The sequence below is a fragment of the Psychrobacter sp. L7 genome (assembly GCF_002810365.1).
GTDB classification, from domain to species: domain Bacteria; phylum Pseudomonadota; class Gammaproteobacteria; order Pseudomonadales; family Moraxellaceae; genus Psychrobacter; species Psychrobacter celer.
Window position 1 is genome coordinate 263624 of sequence record NZ_NEXR01000001.1, and the last position, 19197, is coordinate 282820.

At 47.9% G+C, this 19197-nt stretch carries 17 protein-coding genes; 10 read left to right on the forward strand and 7 right to left on the reverse strand.

Annotated features, from left to right (window positions below; translation table 11 throughout):
* Positions 1 to 22: 22 nt before the first annotated feature.
* Positions 23 to 787, reverse strand: a complete 765-nt coding sequence (locus CAP50_RS01135; RefSeq protein WP_100748731.1) for a DpnI domain-containing protein — start codon at positions 785 to 787, stop codon at positions 23 to 25.
* Positions 788 to 912: 125 nt separating this feature from the next.
* Between CAP50_RS01135 and mltG the strand changes: the two genes are divergently transcribed.
* Together mltG and tmk are read left to right on the forward strand one after the other, a co-directional pair.
* Entirely contained in the window at positions 913 to 2220 is a 1308-nt protein-coding gene (gene mltG / locus CAP50_RS01140; RefSeq protein WP_100748732.1) for an endolytic transglycosylase MltG, read from the forward strand.
* A 175-nt stretch (positions 2221 to 2395) separates the two neighbouring features.
* On the forward strand, positions 2396 to 3028 hold the full coding sequence (gene tmk, locus CAP50_RS01145; protein ID WP_241900618.1) for a dTMP kinase: 633 nt from the start codon (positions 2396 to 2398) through the stop codon (positions 3026 to 3028).
* Positions 3029 to 3113: 85 nt separating this feature from the next.
* Here the strand turns inward: tmk and CAP50_RS01150 are convergent, their stop codons facing one another.
* Positions 3114 to 5390, reverse strand: a complete 2277-nt coding sequence (locus CAP50_RS01150) for a cation:proton antiporter (protein WP_100748734.1) — start codon at positions 5388 to 5390, stop codon at positions 3114 to 3116.
* 1259 nt (positions 5391 to 6649) lie between these two features.
* Here CAP50_RS01150 and CAP50_RS01160 point away from each other — a divergent pair.
* From CAP50_RS01160 to CAP50_RS01190, 7 genes are all read left to right on the forward strand, one after another.
* Positions 6650 to 8065, forward strand: coding sequence for a Do family serine endopeptidase (locus tag CAP50_RS01160; protein WP_446737500.1), 1416 nt, complete (start codon positions 6650 to 6652; stop codon positions 8063 to 8065).
* Between the two features lie 519 nt (positions 8066 to 8584).
* Positions 8585 to 9760, forward strand: a complete 1176-nt coding sequence (locus CAP50_RS01165; RefSeq protein ID WP_100748737.1) for a hypothetical protein — start codon at positions 8585 to 8587, stop codon at positions 9758 to 9760.
* Positions 9761 to 10238: 478 nt separating this feature from the next.
* On the forward strand, positions 10239 to 11144 hold the full coding sequence (dapA, locus tag CAP50_RS01170; RefSeq protein WP_075102200.1) for a 4-hydroxy-tetrahydrodipicolinate synthase: 906 nt from the start codon (positions 10239 to 10241) through the stop codon (positions 11142 to 11144).
* 81 nt (positions 11145 to 11225) lie between these two features.
* Entirely contained in the window at positions 11226 to 11540 is a 315-nt protein-coding gene (locus tag CAP50_RS01175) for a hypothetical protein (protein ID WP_227679979.1), read from the forward strand.
* Between the two features lie 124 nt (positions 11541 to 11664).
* Positions 11665 to 12378 (forward strand): phosphoribosylaminoimidazolesuccinocarboxamide synthase, encoded by a 714-nt coding sequence (gene purC, locus CAP50_RS01180; RefSeq protein ID WP_100748738.1) that lies wholly within the window; start codon positions 11665 to 11667, stop codon positions 12376 to 12378.
* Positions 12379 to 12524: 146 nt separating this feature from the next.
* Positions 12525 to 13172, forward strand: a complete 648-nt coding sequence (locus tag CAP50_RS01185; protein WP_100748739.1) for a DNA-3-methyladenine glycosylase — start codon at positions 12525 to 12527, stop codon at positions 13170 to 13172.
* A gap of 51 nt (positions 13173 to 13223) precedes the next feature.
* Entirely contained in the window at positions 13224 to 13535 is a 312-nt protein-coding gene (locus CAP50_RS01190; protein ID WP_100748740.1) for a Nif3-like dinuclear metal center hexameric protein, read from the forward strand.
* A 38-nt stretch (positions 13536 to 13573) separates the two neighbouring features.
* Here CAP50_RS01190 and CAP50_RS01195 read toward each other — a convergent pair whose 3' ends face one another.
* From CAP50_RS01195 to ygfZ, 5 genes are all read right to left on the reverse strand, one after another.
* Entirely contained in the window at positions 13574 to 13942 is a 369-nt protein-coding gene (locus CAP50_RS01195; protein WP_100748741.1) for a hypothetical protein, read from the reverse strand.
* A gap of 185 nt (positions 13943 to 14127) precedes the next feature.
* Positions 14128 to 14793: a hypothetical protein gene (locus CAP50_RS01200; protein ID WP_100748742.1), complete on the reverse strand. Its 666-nt coding sequence runs from the start codon at positions 14791 to 14793 to the stop codon at positions 14128 to 14130.
* Positions 14794 to 15600: 807 nt separating this feature from the next.
* Positions 15601 to 15804, reverse strand: a complete 204-nt coding sequence (locus tag CAP50_RS01205) for a CsbD family protein (RefSeq protein WP_100748743.1) — start codon at positions 15802 to 15804, stop codon at positions 15601 to 15603.
* Between the two features lie 546 nt (positions 15805 to 16350).
* The gene (locus tag CAP50_RS01210) at positions 16351 to 17679 is read right to left on the reverse strand and encodes a D-amino acid dehydrogenase (RefSeq protein WP_100748744.1); all 1329 of its coding nucleotides are present in this window, start codon (positions 17677 to 17679) and stop codon (positions 16351 to 16353) included.
* A gap of 57 nt (positions 17680 to 17736) precedes the next feature.
* Positions 17737 to 18489 carry a CAF17-like 4Fe-4S cluster assembly/insertion protein YgfZ gene (ygfZ, locus tag CAP50_RS01215; RefSeq protein ID WP_075102208.1) on the reverse strand — a complete coding sequence of 251 codons (753 nt, stop codon included), beginning with the start codon at positions 18487 to 18489 and terminating at the stop codon, positions 17737 to 17739.
* Positions 18490 to 18774: 285 nt separating this feature from the next.
* Between ygfZ and CAP50_RS01220 the strand changes: the two genes are divergently transcribed.
* Positions 18775 to 19128 carry a zinc ribbon domain-containing protein YjdM gene (locus CAP50_RS01220; protein ID WP_075102209.1) on the forward strand — a complete coding sequence of 118 codons (354 nt, stop codon included), beginning with the start codon at positions 18775 to 18777 and terminating at the stop codon, positions 19126 to 19128.
* The last annotated feature ends 69 nt before the right edge of the window (positions 19129 to 19197 follow it).

Consider the following 19197-nt stretch of genomic DNA (forward strand, 5'->3'; position numbering starts at 1 on the left):
GAAGTGATCGCCTATAGTAAGCTTAGCTTAATTTTCGATACTGACCACGGCCCACAAACTCAATAATGCCTTTATCTCGTAGCACTTGTAGTTGCTGGCGAATTTTGTCCTTAACATGATTATTATCAGGATATTTACGCTGTAGGTCATCTGCAAAAGCATAAACTTGTTGCAGGCTAAATTTATCACCCAATCTATCAATGCACTGCCAAACATCTAGCGTCCAACCTCGTGACGTGATGGATTGCTGACGTAAAAACAACGTCTTTTGAAACTGCTGCGAGACACTGTCGCGCGGTATCACTTGCTGGTCTTTGACCAAAAACACTTTTCCCGTTTCTGGTACTCGGCGCAGGTCAATATTGCAGCCGACCCAACCTGCACGTCTGGCAGAGGCTGCCAATGGTTTACGTTTGATAATAATATCGGGCTTAAAAAACTGCTTGGGAATAATCAGAAAATTATTAACGCGATACTCTTGGGAGTAGGTCAAAAAGAAGAAGCTTGGATTGTCGTCGCTATTGATACGCGCAAGCATAGTGGCATAAGCGCCATCATTGATAATATTGCTTAATTTTGATTGTTTGCTTTTTAGCTCGTATTGCTCGGCACAAGTTGCACAATAAAAATCAGCCACAGGTTTATTATTGCCAAACTCAGCTAATGGTTGAATGCCGCAGTTGGGGCAGTAACCGTTGTCTTTTACCCATGCCTCACTAAGCACACGAATAATCTGTGGTTTGGAGTTGTAGTTTTTGGCCAGACTTTGATTAAAATATAAGTTCATGATGCGTTTTTGTGCCCAGTAAGTAGGTGTAAGCGCTGCAGTAAAAGTAACAAGCTAAACAAATCCCATTGAAAATCACACGGTTCAGTGCTAAATTCTAGCAAACTTCTGCCCCGCGAGTTGTCATGAGCACACCAACCCCTGAGTCGCCGCCCGAACGCCCCAATGATACACCAGAAAACCAGCAAGACCATGCTGCATCGTCGAATGCTGAAAAGCCGCGTACGGATGACACGCCTGTAGAGCCGTCAGCCACCAACGTAGCAGACGCGCCTGCGACAGATGTATCGCTCATCAGCGGCGAGGGCAAACCGCGCACTTACAAAGTCGACAATCCGTCGTTTTTTATGCAGCGAGGCTATCAGGTGTTACTGGTGCTGGGGCTGATCGCCGCGTTTTTTTTGGTGATGGTTTATCAGACGCTGTTTGGCCGTATCGAGCAGCCAGCGCAGATGGTGACGATTGAGCAGGGTCAGACTTACTATGGGTTGTTGCCGCAGTGGCAACAGCAGATTCCGCTGTTTTCTGCCAGTGTGGCCAAGCTCTATATCAAGTCGCAAGTCGATGCGCCGCTGCACGCTGGTATCTATCAGCTGCCTGAAAATCCAACCATCGCCGAGGCACTACAGATACTAGAGCAAGGCGCAAAAGCTGCCATGGTCAAGATACAGATCATCGAAGGCAAGACTGCAAGCGACCTTTATCAGACTTTACGTGACAACCCAGGCATCAAAAAAGAAGTATTGCAAGATAGTGACGACAGCACCACTCCCGCGAGTAATGCCAGCATCGCTCAGGGGCTTGACTTGGTCGGTATCTTGCCAGAGGCGGTAATCAGTAGCAACGACCCCATCGTCAATCACAACCTTGAGGGCTGGTTTGCGCCAGACACTTACTATTATGGTGAAGGCTCAACCGATAAGCAGGTACTAACAGATCTGTATAAGCGTCAGCAGCAAGCGCTGTTTGATGCTTGGGAAAGCCGTGCGCCGAACCTGCCGTATCAGACGCCTTATCAGGCACTGGTCATGGCCTCTATTATCGAAAAAGAAACCAGCATCGCTGATGAGCGTCCATTGGTGTCGGCAGTGTTTAAAAACCGTTTGGATAAGGGCATGCGCCTGCAAACAGACCCAACCATCATCTATGGTATGGGCAGCCGTTATGATGGTAATATTCGCCGTAAAGACATCGATGAAAAAACGTCATATAACACCTATCAAATCGATGGGTTGCCGCCAACGCCCATCGCCCTGCCGTCGGCCGCTTCTATCGAGGCGACCTTGCATCCAGCAGATAGCGAGGCGCTATATTTTGTGGCAACAGGCAATGGCGGGCACAAATTTACCAATAGCTTGGCTGAGCACAATCAAGCGGTAAAAGATTACCTAAGCATCATGCGCGAAAAGAAAGCACAAACACCGCCGCAGTAATACCCGTTAGCGATAATTTCCGTTACGTGATGCTCTTTTTGAAACCATACACCTATTTATCAAGCGCTATGTCACCTCATAGCGCTTAATCATGACACAAGGTCATCTCATGTCTGTATCTATACCTGCCAATACCGATACCAATCTGGCGCAAGACACTACTGATAATCAGATAATACAAGGTCGCTTTATCAGTTTTGAAGGCACTGAGGGCGTGGGTAAAACCACAGCGATCGAGCAGCTATGCACACGTTTAGATAGCCGTGGTATCGACTATCTGCGTACCCGCGAGCCTGGTGGCAGCCCATTTGCTGAGCATCTGCGCCAGATACTCCTAGACCCTGCGACCGACATAAATGACGACACTGAGCTACTATTGATGTTTGCTGCGCGCTGCGATCATATGCAGCAAGTGATTTTGCCCGCGCTACAAGCTGGCAGGTGGGTGATATGTGATCGTTTTACCGACTCAACCGTGGCTTATCAAGGGTTTGGCCGCGCCCATGGTGATGAGGCAGTGCGCGCAAAGATTGATATGCTGATTGCCCAGTTTGTACCGCAGTTGCCTGAGCTGACGTTGTGGTTAGATTTACCAGTCGCTGAGGGGATGCGGCGTGCTGGCAAGCGCAGCGCCGCCGATCGCTTTGAGCAGCAAGCGGATGCGTTTTTTACGCGGGTGTATGAGGGGTTTGACACGCTTGCGCGCCAGTATCCTGAGCGCATACAGCGCATCGAGGCGTCGGGCAGCGCCGAGGAGGTTGGTGCGCGCATCTGGCAGGCGGTACAAGAGAGGCTGGAGCTAATATAAAAGCGGCGGCGTAGAAAAAACCCCCAACGTCGGTTGGGGGTTTCTCTATGGTTGCTTGTCTGGTGATGCGTTAGTTATGGTTCAGTTATGCGTCAGGGTCCTTGTGGCTGTCCGTGTCGGTTGCAGTATCTTGACCGGCATCAGGGAAGCGGTTGGGATCCAGCGAGCCTTTTTTGGTCTTAGGCGCATGGCCATTGCCATTGGTATTGCTGCTATTAGCTGCCTTGGTTTTGGCGGCTGTAGCGGAGCTGGCAGTATCAGCATTGTCGTTTTGTACTTGAGCCGCTGAGCGGTCTGGCGTCGCGGCATCCAACGTCGCGGCGGCGTTTGCGGCTGTATCCAAGCTGCTGCTTGCGTCTTTTGGCATGTGCGTTGGCGCATTTTGCTCAGGATTTTGCTCGGCAGGTGTATCGCCAGCGACTTTGTCTGCGCCCGTTACGCTCACAGGCTCGGTAGCGTCAGTACTTTCTTCGTTCAGCTCTTTTTCTTTGCGTTTTTCAGGCGCTTTGGAGCTGGATTCAAAGTTGGCATCCGCCGCCATACGCGCTTGCTCTTGCTTTGGCGTTACATCGACTGGCTTTGGTTGCACCTCATCGTCCACTACCAAGGAGATAAGCTTGCGATCGCGCGGCACCGTCCCATCAAACTTGTCGGTGATGACGTGGAGCTTGCCTTCTTTGTCGACGGTATAGAGCGGCACAAATTGTTTGTTATCGGCCTTATACTGCTCAAAACTATAGCTGTCAGTGATGTTGGTGATTTTGATACGTGCCTTTTTGGACAGCATACTGGCAAGCTTGGTATAGGTGACGTCTTTGCCAAACAGCCATTGTGAATGGAAGTTTGACTGCTTATCGTCGCGCTCGCTTTTGACTTTTTCGTCACTAAACTTAAGACGATACAGCTTACGCTCACCAAACTCGTGACGATAATGTATCTCAGATAAGGTGTTCATCTCCTTATCCATACTCATGGCAAACAGACGGCCGATACCGATCAAATCCAGATGATGGTCGGCGTGGTCTGAGATGGGGTTGCCAAAGTAAGTACGTAGGCCACTCATGCGGGCGCGAGCAATATTGGTGTAGTTGTTGTGAGCGACGATGACATCAAAGCCTTGGTCTTTGAGTGAGGTGGCGATAAGAAGCGCGACAGGGTTTGAGCCGACCACCAATATGCCATTGGTTTCAGGCTCACGCACGCCCAGCAAGTTGCCGACCATTTTGGCACCCAAACCTTGGATCAAGACCGTACCGATGATGACCATAAACACCAGTGGCACTAGCAGCTCGACGCCTTGGATATCATACTCTTGTAAGCGGATAGCAAACAAAGATGAGATAGCAGCAGCGACGATACCACGCGGCCCAATCCAGCTGATCATCAGCTTTTCATTGGTCTTAAGGTTTGAGCCGATGGCCGATGCCCAGACAGACAAAGGACGTGCCACAAACATGACGATAGCCAGCAGCACCAATCCTGCAAACCCAACACTTAGCAAGCTTGCCAGCTCAACACGTGCGGCAAGGATGATAAAGAGCACAGAGATGAGCAAGATGGTTAAGGATTCATTAAACTCCAAAATCGTCTCGCGCGGGAATTTTGGCCAGTTGGCCAGCGCCACGCCCAATACCGTCACCGTCAATAGACCCGACTCGTGCTCTAAATGGTTCGATACCGAAAACAGCACCAGCACAAAGGCTAGGGTAAAGACATTGCGCAAAAACTCAGGAATCATATGACGACGCATGAGGAATGCAAGCAGCCAAGCGCCTGCCATCCCAAGCGCTGTCGCTAGTACCACAATTTTGGCAAACAATAAGATACTGCTGGCTTCGCCGCCTGAGATGATGTACTCATAGACCAATACCACAGCGATGGCACCGATCGGGTCGATGATGATGCCTTCCCATTTGAGGATATTGGAGATGGTCTTATTGGGGCGTACACTACGCAGTAGCGGCATGATGACTGTCGGGCCTGTCACACAGACCAAGGCCCCGAATAACAGGGCAATCAGTGGATCGACATCAAATAATAAATACGTCGATAACGCCACGATAGCAATGGTGATCAGTACGCCGACCGAGACCAGCATTTGTACGACAGTGCCGTGTTGCTTGATTTCATCAAACTCTAGCGTCAGCGAGCCTTCAAATAGAATAATCGCCACCCCCAAAGAGATGAAAGGGAACATCAGCTCACCGAGCACCAAATCAGGGTCAAAAATACCCAAAACCGGCCCGACGATGATACCTATCAATAATAAAAATAAAATGGACGGTTGCTTTAAATACCAAGCCAGCCATTGGGCGGCGATGCCAATCCCAACCACGCCAGATAGTAATAGGGCGGTATCCATACATTAATCCTTTTGTAATCTTGTCATATGTTATATCTATCCATTGCTTGGGCGACCGCGCTGCCTACTATCTGCAGTGTGTATCGATGTCGCAAACGGTCGCAAGCTTTTTAGTAGCAAGGCCATCAGCAGATAGCCATCATGCATCCAAACATGAGCCAGATGTGATATATACTATAAAGTAATAAAGACAAAAGCATTCCCAGATAAAAATACCAAATCCAACAGTCAATCCGTGTCATCAAACCTACGCCAATCATGGACTCGGTTGGCGGGTTTATATGACCCGTATGGCCTACTCGGTAGCTGATAGGCGGTTTTGAGTTATTGACAAGGTTGAGATAAGGTATAAACGCCTCTAGTCATGCAAAAGATGGAAAATAAGGGCGATACGAGCCAAGTTGATAAACGCAAGGTCAATCCAATCGGTTTTTTGATTGACTTTTGTTTGTTTATAAAGTTATTTGGCTTGCTATCATAACATGATTTTATTTCATCGCTGCCAGTTGCCGTGTGACTGACTATTGCGTGATAACCGGCCATATTTGGCAGCGTTAGCGCCGCAGCAGATCATGATGTAGCGCTAAAAGATACTGGTCTTATGCAGATAATACAGGCCAGCGCTTTGATTTATCATACAGTAGCTGCCTTTTTGTCGCCATCTTTGTCGTACCGATGGCCTGTCGCTACTATAAAGATATTGATATAAAGATATTGATATAAAGATACTGATATAAAGATACTGATATAAAGATACTGATATAAAGATACTGATATAAAGATACTGATATAAAGATACTGATATAAAGATACTGATATAAAGATACTGATATAAAGATACTGATACAAAGATACTGATACAAAGATACTGATACAAAGATACTGATACAAAGATACTGACGGCCAATGGTATTGCAGCAAAAAAACCAGTAACCTATTGCATAACAAAAAGGGATTGAAATCAGGGACAACAGTACGGATAAAACGATAAGACATGGCCATGGCCACTTTTGCATCACGCGGCTGTGCTGCTACATTGTTTGTCTCGTCCTGTCCGAATAGGTTTTATTGCGTGCTATCAGGTGTCATACAGACTGTGCAAAACGTATTCCAGCAGCACTGTACCTAACTGTACATAGCATCGTCTTTGAGATGCAGCGATAATATTCGCCACAGCACGGCCACCGACAATAATAATGAACACTCATATGGAGGACACGATGCCTATCAATATGTCTACAGCGCCAGCCAAACCTCGTATGCGCCATTGGCTACAGCGCAGCACTTTAGCGCTTGCCATGAGCACAGCGATGCTGGCAGGGGTATATACCACGGCGATGCCAAGCGCGCATGCTGCCGTCACCACGGCGGATTTTTCGGATTTGGTACAGCAGGTCACCCCAGCGGTGGCGCGTGTCAATGTCACCAAAACCGTCAGTGAGGCGGAGCTTGCTAAGGCCCAAACGGCAGAGCTGCTCAGGCAGTTTTTTGGCGATCGTCTGCGTATTCCGGATCAAGCCGCGACCCCAGCGATTGAGCATGCCTACGGCACCGCGTTTTTTGTCACTACAAATGGCTATATGTTGACCAACCATCATGTGGTCGAAGGCGCGGACAAAGTCACCGTCACGCTTAACGATAGGACAGAGCTGGATGCCACCTTGGTCGGTAGCGATGAGCGCTCGGATGTGGCGGTACTAAAGGTCAGTGGTAAGCAGTTTCCCGCGTTACCGATCGGTGATTCAAATAGTTTAAAAGTTGGGGAGCCTGTACTGGCGATTGGCTCGCCCTTTGGTTTTGATTATTCGGCCTCGGCTGGTATCGTCAGCGCCAAATCGCGCAATTTTTCACGCGATACCAGTGTGCCGTTTATTCAAACCGACGTGGCACTCAACCCAGGAAACTCAGGTGGCCCACTGTTTAACCAGCGCGGCGAGGTCATCGGTATCAACTCGCGTATCTTTAGTGGTACAGGTGGCTATATGGGGCTGTCGTTTTCTATCCCGATTGATGCGGCGATGGATATCTACGAGCAGCTAAAAACCAATGGTGAAGTCGCCCGTGCTTATCTTGGTATCTATCCACAAGATATCGATCGCAACTTGGCAGAAGCGTATAACTTGGCGCGTCCGCAAGGGGCGTTGCTGACTCGCGTGTCACCAGATTCGCCCGCTCAAAAGGCAGGGCTAAAATCTGGCGATATTATTTTGCAGTATAATGATGTGCAAATCATGCGCGCCTCGGATTTGTTGAATTTACTCAACCGTGCCAAGCCCAACGACGCGTTTCATGTACAGATTCAGCGCGATGGTAAACGGATGCTCGCGCGTGGCACGCTGGCCTATGCGCCCAATGATGTCCGAGCACAAAGCGGCGATCAGCAAGACAATGATATACAGCTTGGGCTGCGCTTACGTGACTTGACCGCCGATGAGCAAGCAGAGCTGGCAGTTGACAACAAAACTGGCATCTTAGTCACCACAGTCGACCCCACAGGGCTGGCGGCGCGCTCAGGCATCATGGCAGGTGATGTGATTACCAATTTTCACCAAAAGCCGATTAAAAAAGTCACTGATTTTTCCAGTGCCATCTCAACGTTACCCAAAAAAGGCGTGGTGACCATTGAGGTCATTCGTCAAGGTATCCCAGGTATCATTGGTCTGCGTATCGAGTAGCTTTGTGTCATGCAGGAGCCGTCACGCAATACGAGCATCTGACTGGAGAAAACTGAATAAATAGGGTAATGATTGACATAGGCTGTCAGTATAATGAGGCAGCCAGCAGAATGCTGAGCGGGTCGATCAACCCTATGCTTCATTAGAGACGTCTCGGTAAGTACCATCAGTACGGCGCGCAAGATAGGCCAAGTGAATACATGGGTTTACAATTGTGCTTGTCTATCATAGAGCTCGGCCTCTATAATGGCTGATTTTTTATCCAACTCGCCACATATCGTTTGGGCGATGCTGGCTGGTCGCACGTTTGGCGGTGGCAGGTGTTGTCTAATCGTTAGGGTTTGCCAGCTATTATTTTATGATCTGCGTCTTTTCAGCCCTATTTTGTCAGCCCAGCTCAGTTTATAAGGCGTTGTAGCCCCTGCGAGATAAGCATTGACTGATAAGCAATGATGGCTAAGTGCTGCTCAAAAGCCACTGCTCGATTGTTCCACCTTTATCCATAACCGCTAGGTAATTATGACTGACCACGCATTTTATACGCTAAGTATCTCTATAGCAGCCGCATTGCTTGCGTATATTCTACTATGGTCAGGATTACAGACGTTCAATGCCAATCCGACCAGACGGTTTTTGCGTATCTGGGGCAAGCTCATACTGTATTATGCCGCATATACTATGCCCGTTTGGGCGCTGCTTCTGCTGACAGGCTGGATGGAAGGTCTATTTGACCTAGCGTGGCCGGTGCTGCTCATCGCGGTGGCGGCCATGCTGCTCTATTTTTATACCGTTATCATACAGCCCAATTGTTTGCGCCTTGAGCACCATACTGTCGATTTGGATTTGTCGGCACCACTGACGGTGGCTGTATTGGCAGACCTACGCATTGGGCTATATAGTGGTAAGCCGCGCCATATTCGTAAGCTGGTTGCGACCATCAATGACTTGGCAGTGGATGCGGTTTTGATTACCGGTGATTGGCTGTATTATCCTAGCGCCGATTTGGTCGGGCAGCTGATGCTGTTTAAAGGGGTCAACAAACCGGTCTATACAGTGATGAGTACCTCAGACTTGCGTTATCAGTCGCTCAACACCACCAAGCAAGGCCAGCCATTATTAGAAGACACTTTGGCCTGCGCGTTTGATGTGCTTGATATCAGCTACATTGGTCAGCAGTGTACCTCGTTGCCGCTCAGGTGCGCCGCCGTGCTGCCATCTGCCAGTCGTTTTGACAATACAAAGGATACCCAGCGCTTAGCGGCGCACGCATCAGATGCGCCTGTAGCCGTGCTGTGTGGTTGGCAAGATGTCCCTGTACAATGTGGCGAAATCAATGAGAAAAACAGCGCTGACAAAGCCAAGCTTGGGACAAAAATCACCCACGCGCGTCAGCCGGTGATTATTTTGGCCTCACGGTTTGATAGTATCAGCGATTTGCCAAAATCGCCACAACCACGGCCGTTATTGATCACAGGGGCAGCAAAAGCCACACAAAAAAACATATGGCAGGCGCAAAAGCAACAAGACATCCAGCGCAGTGGCCACAAAGGTATGCTTGGCAATAGTCGTATGGGTAAGCAGCGCGGTTTATACCAGCATGCCAGTGCCCAGATATTTGTCAGTAGCGGTATTGGCACGCGTGGTCTGCCGTTTCGCTTGTATCGGCCCACTATCGATGTGTTGACGATTCGTTAATATTTTGTAAAACACTTATCAGCGCTGCTGCATTGCGCTACACTAATCCATCATTAATAAGCCACCAAACGGTGACTCATTAATGACGGGTAGCACTTTTGATGCAGGTCATGGGTGAGCGGCGGTGAGCATTTTATTGATTGGCAACGTAGATGTAATCTCAATTGATTGATAGCGGTCAAATCAAAATATGCTACACTAACAGGCGTTTTTTATGATTATGTGTTAATGATTCTGTTTTAGAATCAGACAGACGCATTTATATCGCAAGTGCTTGGTGTACACCAGCATTTCCACAGTACGACAGTACGACAGTACGACAGTACGTAACGTAAGATAAAACATCGCACGTAATACCATGAGCGTCTATTTTTGCCTATATAACGATAGGTAGAGTAGAGGCGCACACTGGCATTTGCAAACGACCTATCATGTGACAGCTTTGATAAAAGCTAGGATAATACAGTAAGGCACGGTTATGAGCACAGCATACGACGAGATTAAAACCCGACTACAAGGCTCAATGGTAGCCTTGGTAACGCCCATGCACCCTGACGGCACGGTCGATTATAAACGTCTGGCAGACCTCATAGATTGGCAAATTGAGCAAGGCACGCATTGTCTGGTGGCCGTTGGTACCACCGGCGAGTCAGCAACGCTATCGATGCAAGAGCATAGCGATGTGATTCGTTATTTTGTGCAGCATGTCAAAGGTCGCGTACCGGTGATTGCGGGCACAGGCGCCAACAACACCATGGAAGCCATCAAGCTGACCCAAGATGCTGCCGACGCTGGTGCAGATTGTGCCTTGCTCGTTGCGCCTTATTATAATAAGCCGCCGCAAGAAGGGTTGTTTCAGCATTACAAGACCATCGCCGAGGCGGTCAACATTCCGCAGATGCTCTATAACGTGCCAGGACGCACCGTCGTCGATATCGCCCAAGAGACCGTCGAGCGCTTATGTGATATCGACAATATCGTCGCTATCAAAGACGCCACAGGCTCAGTGGGCCGCGGTGAGCAGCTGATCAAAGCTGTAGGTGATAAAATGGTGGTGCTATCTGGTGATGACGGCACCGCGCTTGATTTGATGAAAGTCGGCGGTAAGGGCAATATCTCCGTGACGGCCAACGTCGCACCAAAAGCCATGAGTGAGACCTTTACCGCTGGTCTGCGCGGCGACTTTGCCGCTGCTGACAAAGCTCATGATGTGGTCAAGCATCTGCATCGTGATCTGTTTATTGAGTCAAGCCCGATTCCTGCCAAATATGCCCTGCACAAAATGGGTATGATCGACAAAGGGATTCGCTTGCCGTTGGTATGGCTGGCACAAAAGCATCATGCCACTATCGATGAAGCTTTGGTGCGTGCCAACTTACTATAGTAATATTGAGCTATCGTATGATCGAGCACCATTAGTATCATTGAGCAATAATTGCTAAAATTGCTAACTCAGAGAGATAACATGATGAAAACATCATCGACGATCACAAAGATAATCCCTGCGCTGCTAACCGTCGTTTTAGGTAGCACCTTCGTATTGAGCGGTTGCCAAAGTATCAAAAACGTACTTGGCAAACGCGACAATGGTAGTTTGGAATACCAACAAAGCAAAAAACTGGCACCGATTGAGTTGCCAGCGAATAAAGAGCCTGCACCTTTTGTCCCTTTATATCCTACGCCTAACGCTGGTACAAACACCTTAACACTAAAAAATGACTCAGGCAGTCAGTATCAACTGCCAAAGCCTCAGCGTACGGTTAGCACGCCTTCAAACTAATTTTATTTCTTTACTTATACCGCTGAGTTTTTGCCTTGCCGATTGTATATGATCGACTGAGCCAAACCAAAGCGGTAGCTGCGCGTTTTTACCACATAAGCTTGAACGAACAGGAACTCCCATAATGCAAAAGCAACAACTGCTGTACAAAGGTAAGGCCAAATCTGTATATGAAACAGAAGACAACGATCTTCTGATTTTGCACTTCCGTGATGATACCTCAGCGCTGGATGGTAAGCGTATCGAGCAATTAGCACGCAAGGGCGTCGTCAATAACCGCTTTAATGCGTTTATCATGCAAAAGCTGGCAGACGCGGGTATCGAAACCCACTTTGAAAAGCAGCTGTCAGAAGATGAAGTGTTGGTCAAGCATCTGGATATGATTCCGGTAGAGTGCGTGGTGCGTAACTTTGCCGCTGGCAGTTTGGTACGCCGTTTGGGCTTAGAAGAAGGGCAAGCACTGACGCCGCCTACTTATGAGCTGTTTTATAAAGACGATGCGCTGGGTGATCCTATGGTAAATGAGTCACTGGCCATGTCTCTTGGTTGGGCGACCAAAGAGCAGTTGGCAAAAATGCAAGAGCTGACCTATCAGGTCAATGACGTACTAAAAGCGCTGTTTGCCGCTGGTGATTTGATCTTGGTCGATTTCAAACTTGAGTTTGGCGTATTCCATGACCGTATCGTCTTGGGTGATGAGTTTTCACCCGATGGCTGCCGTATTTGGGATAAAACCACCAAGAAAAAACTGGACAAAGACCGTTTCCGTCAGTCATTGGGTGATGTGATCGAAGCATACGAAGAAGTGGCCAACCGCATTGGCGTCCCATTAAGCTAAGCGATTTTTTTAGACCGTTATAAAAGACTGAGCCGTGTGCTCAGTTTTTTTATGCAAAAAATTACGGAACTGGTAAAAAAGACGCACGGTACAAGTACGGTATTCTACTTATAATACCTTTGAATGTGTCACGTAGGTCGATAGTCATGTCTCACACGCGGTTTCCCAAAACAAACAGCAAGGCACTAGAGCCGATTTGGTTTACGCGTCCCACCTGTGTGGTCGCCGCTGATTTGATAGGTAAGGTACTGTGCAGGCGGCTGATAGATAGCGACGGCACAGAAAAAATCCTACGTATGCGCATCTCGGAGACCGAAGGCTATATTGGGGCAGCAGACCCAGCCTGCCACGCTCATGCTGGCACGCGCACCTCACGTACCAAGATTATGTATGAGCCAGGTGGCGTATTTTATGTTTATCTGACTTATGGCGTCCATCATATGCTCAACTTAGTCAGCGGCGCTGCTCAGTCGCCCGAGTCTGTGCTGATACGAGCAGGGTTTTTGACTGGCGACAGTGACCGTCTCACAGACGAGCAGCAATGGCGTCCCAGTAAGCAGCGGACAGCTCCCAAACAGTTTGCAGGACCAGGTAAGCTCACCAAACGCTTGCACATTGATCGTGATTTATATGGCAAGCCTATTGCCCCTGTATCTGACGTTTGGGTCGAAGACGATGGCTGTCAGCCGCCAGTGTCATTGCGCCCGCGTATCGGCATCGACTATGCAGGCGACGCCAAGGACTGGCTACTACGCTATATATGGACTGATCATCCATCGTTATCTAAAAAATAGTAAGTTTATAGCTATAGTAATTTTTTTAAATAAGCTCGAAGGAAGTGTTTTATGTATAAATTAACCGTTTTTATCCCTGATGAGGCGCTCGAGGCGGTAAAATCAGCGCTGTTTGCCGCGGGCGGCGGTAAGATTGGCAATTATGAAACGTGCTGCTGGCAAGTGCAGGGTACAGGGCAGTTTAAGCCTTTGGCAGGTAGTCACCCGCATATCGGGGCGCAGGATAGACTAGAAAAAGTAACCGAATGGCGCGTTGAGATGGTGGTGGCAAAAGAAAATATCGAGCAGGTCATCAGTGCGTTAAAGCAGGCGCACCCTTATGAGACGCCTGCTTATGATGTCATTGAAGTACTTGACTGGTAAGAGATGAGGCAGGATAGCGAATAGTGGCTTAATTAGGTTCAATCTTCTTTTATTTTAATCACCTGATAGCTTGGGTAATCAAGCTCGATCTTGTAGTCTTCGCCGCCGCGTCTGGCTTTTACCTTTATTTTGTGATCGCCTTTTTTGTATTTTACATCTTTGACACGGTACCCCATGCTGCTGACTTTATTGGCAGCGCGCTGCTCGATGGCAGGCTGATACAGCTCTTTATCGATATTTTTCAGCGTTTTTTTGTGCTTCTTATACAGCTTGGTGTCTTTATAAATGTCTTCATATAGATCGCCATAGGCATTGTAGCCAGGCGCGGTGACGCAGCCAGTCGTCAGCGCCAAGGCAGCAACCATAGCAGTCACTGCGGTGGGCTTTACAAAAGTAGTGATGTGCATAAAAACCTCTTATGGGGTCAAAATGTGATGAGTCAGTTTATAAAAAATGGCCAAACAAACCAAGGGCTGGCTTATTTGACCAGAGGCATCAAGACCACAACGATGCCAAAATCTAATAAAAAGTCGCGCGAATAATGCACGGACAAACAAGAATAATCAATGAGACGTGCACTATCTCATCAAAATTAGTCTTTTTCTATTTTGATGACGTTTAGATTGGGATAGCCAAGCAATATTTCGTACTCTTGGGAGCCGCGTTTTGCCTCAATCTCAAACACTCCGCGATTGTTTTTCTCTTCCAGCTCAATGTCTTTGACGCGGTAACCCATGGCGCCAACCTTTCTGATCGCCCGTTGTTTGATGGCAGGGTAGCGTGACTCTTGTTTGATACGATCCTCGACATCATCACCTTTATAGTGCTTATTGTACTTACCATGATTCCTATGTTTATCGTTCTTATATTTATCGTTCTTATAATAGTCTTCGTCGTCCCAAATATTGGACCAAGATTTTTTGTTTGAGCTGATCAAGCGCAGATCAGGATAGCTATATTTTAGCTCATATGCTTGGTTGTTCTTTTTGGCATAAGCAATGAGCGCGCGGCGGCCTCGATGACTGTCCGCTCTAATATCCATTACTTGATAGCCTTTACGGCGCAAGTTATTGCGTAGCTGCTGACTGACGCGCTTGTAACTGACACGGTCATAATCACCATCTCCGCCGTAGATGGGGTAATCATAACCGTATCCAGGCGCGGCGACCGTGCAACCGACGGTAGAGACATTCAGTAATGCGATAGCAAGACCAGAGGTGACCACCGCTGATAAAGACGAAGGTCTTAATATTTTCACAATGTCTTCTCCTATAGGGGATATTTCTTCTTTTTGAAATATTTGCTTACATAACCATAGTAGGACGCTAATCTCATTGCTGCGTGTCTTGGCTGTTAATAAGTTGTAAACTTTGCAAATATTTGCGTAAGCATCGGCTACTTTGGGTGACTAATGTGCGGGATGCAGAGAGGTTCAGCGCCAATCTATTTTAATTGCCGTATGATTTTTTCAAGCAGGCGGTTACTTTTATAAAATAAAATTTATAATTATCAATAGTTTGGATGGATAAAAATGAGTGTATAAGTTTTGATGTAAGTATATGCTTACACGCAATGACGCTTACGCCACTTAACATCACATTATAGATTGGGCATTATAGTCACACGGCATTAGGGAATGTGACTCAAGGATTGAGTAGACCGCATTAAGGATAATGATTCAGTGATCAGCATCAGGATGATAATGGGAACTGAAGTAAGGACACATTTTCTGTGCTGACAACAGCAGTGATTGCTGGTAGTCGTAGAAAAAGGGCAGGATGCCCAGTATCACATTATGTTGAATAGCGTGCAAGGATGCGCATGACGCAACCGTGATAGGTAACATGGATGGTTAACAATAAAACCGCATAACAATTCATTGCTATGCGGTTTTATTGTATCTGCTCGTTCGATACAAAAAAAGACCGCACACTCTCATGCGGTCTTTTTTATTCTCTACTATTTATCATTTACTTAACAGCAAGTACTCAAAAGCAAGTAATTGAGCTGGTCACTGTGAGTGAGTAAAGAAGACTAGCTTAGTAAGTACAATTAGTAGTTACTGTTAGTAGTTATTGTGGCGACGCCATTCGTCTACTTCGCGCTCGGCATTTTCTTTACTATGACCATAACGCTCTTGTACACGGCCTACTAGCTTGTCGCGGCTGCCTTCGATATGAGTGAGGTCATCATCGGTGAGCTCTGCCCATTTTTGTTTAACCGCACCTTTCATTTGGTTCCATTCACCTTTTAGCGTATGTTCATTCATTATTATATTCCTTCTATTATGATCGAATTTATTGTTGAGACTGAGTCTAAAAGCTAAGTTTTGTCTAAAGACTAAGCATTTAGATATTAAGCCTTAGAATATTAAGTAATAAGACATGCGTTCCATCTGTCTTTTTATACCGTATCACTCAGTGGCTGCTGATTATTACCAACATTTAACTTGCATTGGCAATCAAGCGTGAGCCAACTGGTGATATCTAATATAGGCGCTCACAATAGCCTTGTCTGTATAGGCAGTGTTTAGAGTGTTGCACCATTATAGAGATCTACGTGCCTGTGTTAGGAGTGGCAGCTTTGTGTAATAAAAGGCAGGTTTTTCAACAAAGTACCGTAAAGACGATATCGCAAAAATGGAAATGGATAAAAATTTATTAGCAAGATTAGGGACTAAATATTAGGCACTAAACATAATCAATCCGAAATAAAGCTGGTATGCAAGATGCTATGTGCTACAGGGCGTCACGTGCTACGAGTATTTAGCGTCACGGGCTACGGGTATCTATTTTACGAGAATGCTCGGCAGCTTTTATGCAGTAGTCACACCGACAAAGTCAAAATCGACGGATGGAGTTTTGCCCTGTATTAACAGACTAATAGCTTTTGCCGAACCACAAGCGTGGGTCCAGCCAAGTGTGCCATGCCCCGTGTTTAGCCATAAATTATCAAAACTCGCTGTTGTATTATGACTACCGTGACGGACATGGCCTCTGTGCGCGCGGCCTATCAGCGGTACGTTTGATGGGGTCATCGGCCGCAGCCCTGTCCAGTATTGTACAGAGCTTGCAATGATGCCTTTTGGAAATAGCTGCTGCACACGGCGAGTGATGGCCGCGCAGCGAGTGGGGTTTAGATCCAGATTGTAGCCGTTGAATTCGGCGGTGCCCGCGACCCGTAGCTTGTCACCGAGGCGCGATGCCACCAGTTTAAACTCATCATCGATTAGGCTGACAAATGGCGCTAGATGCGGGGCGCGAGGATTGACTTGATAAGTGGCTGAGTAGCCTTTGGCGGGGAAGATAGGCAGCTGTACATCAAGCGGTTTCATCAGGGCGACGCTATGGCTACCAAGCGCCAGCACATAGCTATCGGCGCTAAAGCTCTGGGCGTTTTCGTCTTTGGGCCGAAGGGTGACGCTATGCACGTGCGGCTGCGACGTTTGGGTATCAAGATTGATGGCGAGGACATCAGTATCATACAAAAACTGTACGCCAGCTTTAAGGCAGAGCGCAGCCAAGCGCTGAGTAAATAGATGGGCGTTGCCCGACTCATCACGGCTGGTATAGGTTGCGCCTGTGAGCTTATGAGCGATGGGGTAGAGTGCAGGCTCTAAGCTGACTGCAGTACGAATATCGATGATATGGCGCTCACAGCCAAGCGCTTGCATACGCTCGGTCGGAGCAATGGCTGCCTCAAACTCTGCTTGGTCGGTATAAAAATGCATGATGCCGCGCGTTTGCTGCTCATACTCGATACCGATATCCGCGCGTAGCTGCTGCAAAGCCTCTCGTGAAAACAGCCCCAATCGGACCATCTGTACCAGATTGGCATCCGCTCTGTCCGCGCGGCACTCTTGCAAAAACTGCAGCGCCCATCTGAGCTGCGCCTTGTCCGCTCGCAGGCGATACAGCAGCGGTGCGTCTTCTTTACCTAGCCACTTTAGTGCTTTTTTTGGGGTTGCAGGATTGGCCCAAGGGGTGGCGTGCGAGACCGATATCTGCCCGCCATTGGCAAACGAGGTCTGCATTCCTGCTGCTGATTCACGCTCGATGACGGTCACATCATAGCCTGCTTGGCGAAGATACCATGCGGTGGTCACACCCACCACGCCTGCCCCGAGTACCGCGATATGTGTCATAGATTGCTCTGCTGCGTTTTTAAAAAAAGTGCTGTTACGGCTGCGAGATGTTTTGTGCTATGGCTGGCGGGCCACATCCGCTTGCAATGCTGGTGGCAATGCCAACACTGTCAGCTCGCTGTCGGCTAAATGTTCTGGACGGGCAACGACTAACGCCTCAAAGCCATTATTGCTAGCAATGGCGTTGACCACCTGAATCTTACCGAGTTTGTCGCCGGCTGCTGGCATCTCGCCTGTGCCACTGACGTAGTGCAAAAACGCCTTTGGCGCTGATTTAAAATAAATACGGGCGATGACTTCTTGACCCAAGTAGCAGCCTTTATCGTAGTCCATTCCGCCGCGCTGATGCAGGCGTAGCTCTTGCGGCTGAAACTGCCCTTGTGTCGCCGCGACGATCCAGTAGTTGCCAGTGGCGATACTTTGCTGCGCCCATGCATTGGCCTCTTCTATCGTATGGTGCTCGTCTTTGTGACTAAAAGTCGGCTCATCAGCGAGCACACAAGGATAGATGGCGGCTGGAGTGCTGGTCTCAAACTTCGAAAATGCGCCGTACTTTTTAAGATGGGCTTGTAAGCTGTCGGCACAGTCAGCGCTGATGACGATATCAAAGTGATTTTCGGCTTGTTTTTTGATCCAAATGCCAAACTCGATGCGGCCCTTTAGGTTGCTAATGGCAGCAGCTTGATAGCTGAGTCCGAGTTTGGTGACGTCAATGGTCAGCTGACTTTGCAAGAATTTTTCGGCATCCTCGCCTTGGAGCGTCAATTGAGAAAACTGCGGCAGAGTCGGTATATCGGTAGATTGAGTCATTGTTATTATCCTTTTTTGAGCGCTGATTAGCAGGGTTTGCGCATAGTAGGTAAGGGCTGGTATCAGACTCCTTTGACCAAATACGCGCCTATAAAAACCAGATGAGATTAAGAAGAGTACCACAAAAAGTACTGCCGTAAAAAACAACAGTGCCTCGCCAATGGTTACGGTATAAGTTGGGTAGAGTGACCATTTTTCAACCGTACAAATTGGTTAAAGATGGCGAGTTACGGTACAATGTTAGCTCTACAATACACCTAAATATTGCTGGCTGCCGAGGAAACGATGAGCTTACCAAATTGTCCAAAATGTGATGCTGAATATACGTACGAAGATGGTGCGTTGCTGGTATGTCCCATGTGTGCCCATGAGTGGACAGCCGCGGAAACTGACGCTGCAGAAGCCGAGGCTCAAGGCGCTGTCATTCGCGATGCCGTCGGCAACGAGCTACAAGATGGCGACGCGGTGACCGTCATCAAAGATTTAAAAGTTAAAGGCTCCTCACTCATCATCAAGGTAGGCACCAAGGCCAAAAGCATTCGTTTGCTACCAGATGCGAGCGATGGTCATGATATCGACTGTAAGCTCGATGGCTATGGGCCGATGAAGCTAAAATCCTCGGTGGTAAAAAAGGCATAAAACGCCTGCAAGCCAACAGACTAAAGATGGCTTACGTCACCATTACCTTTACTACAATAATAGAGAATA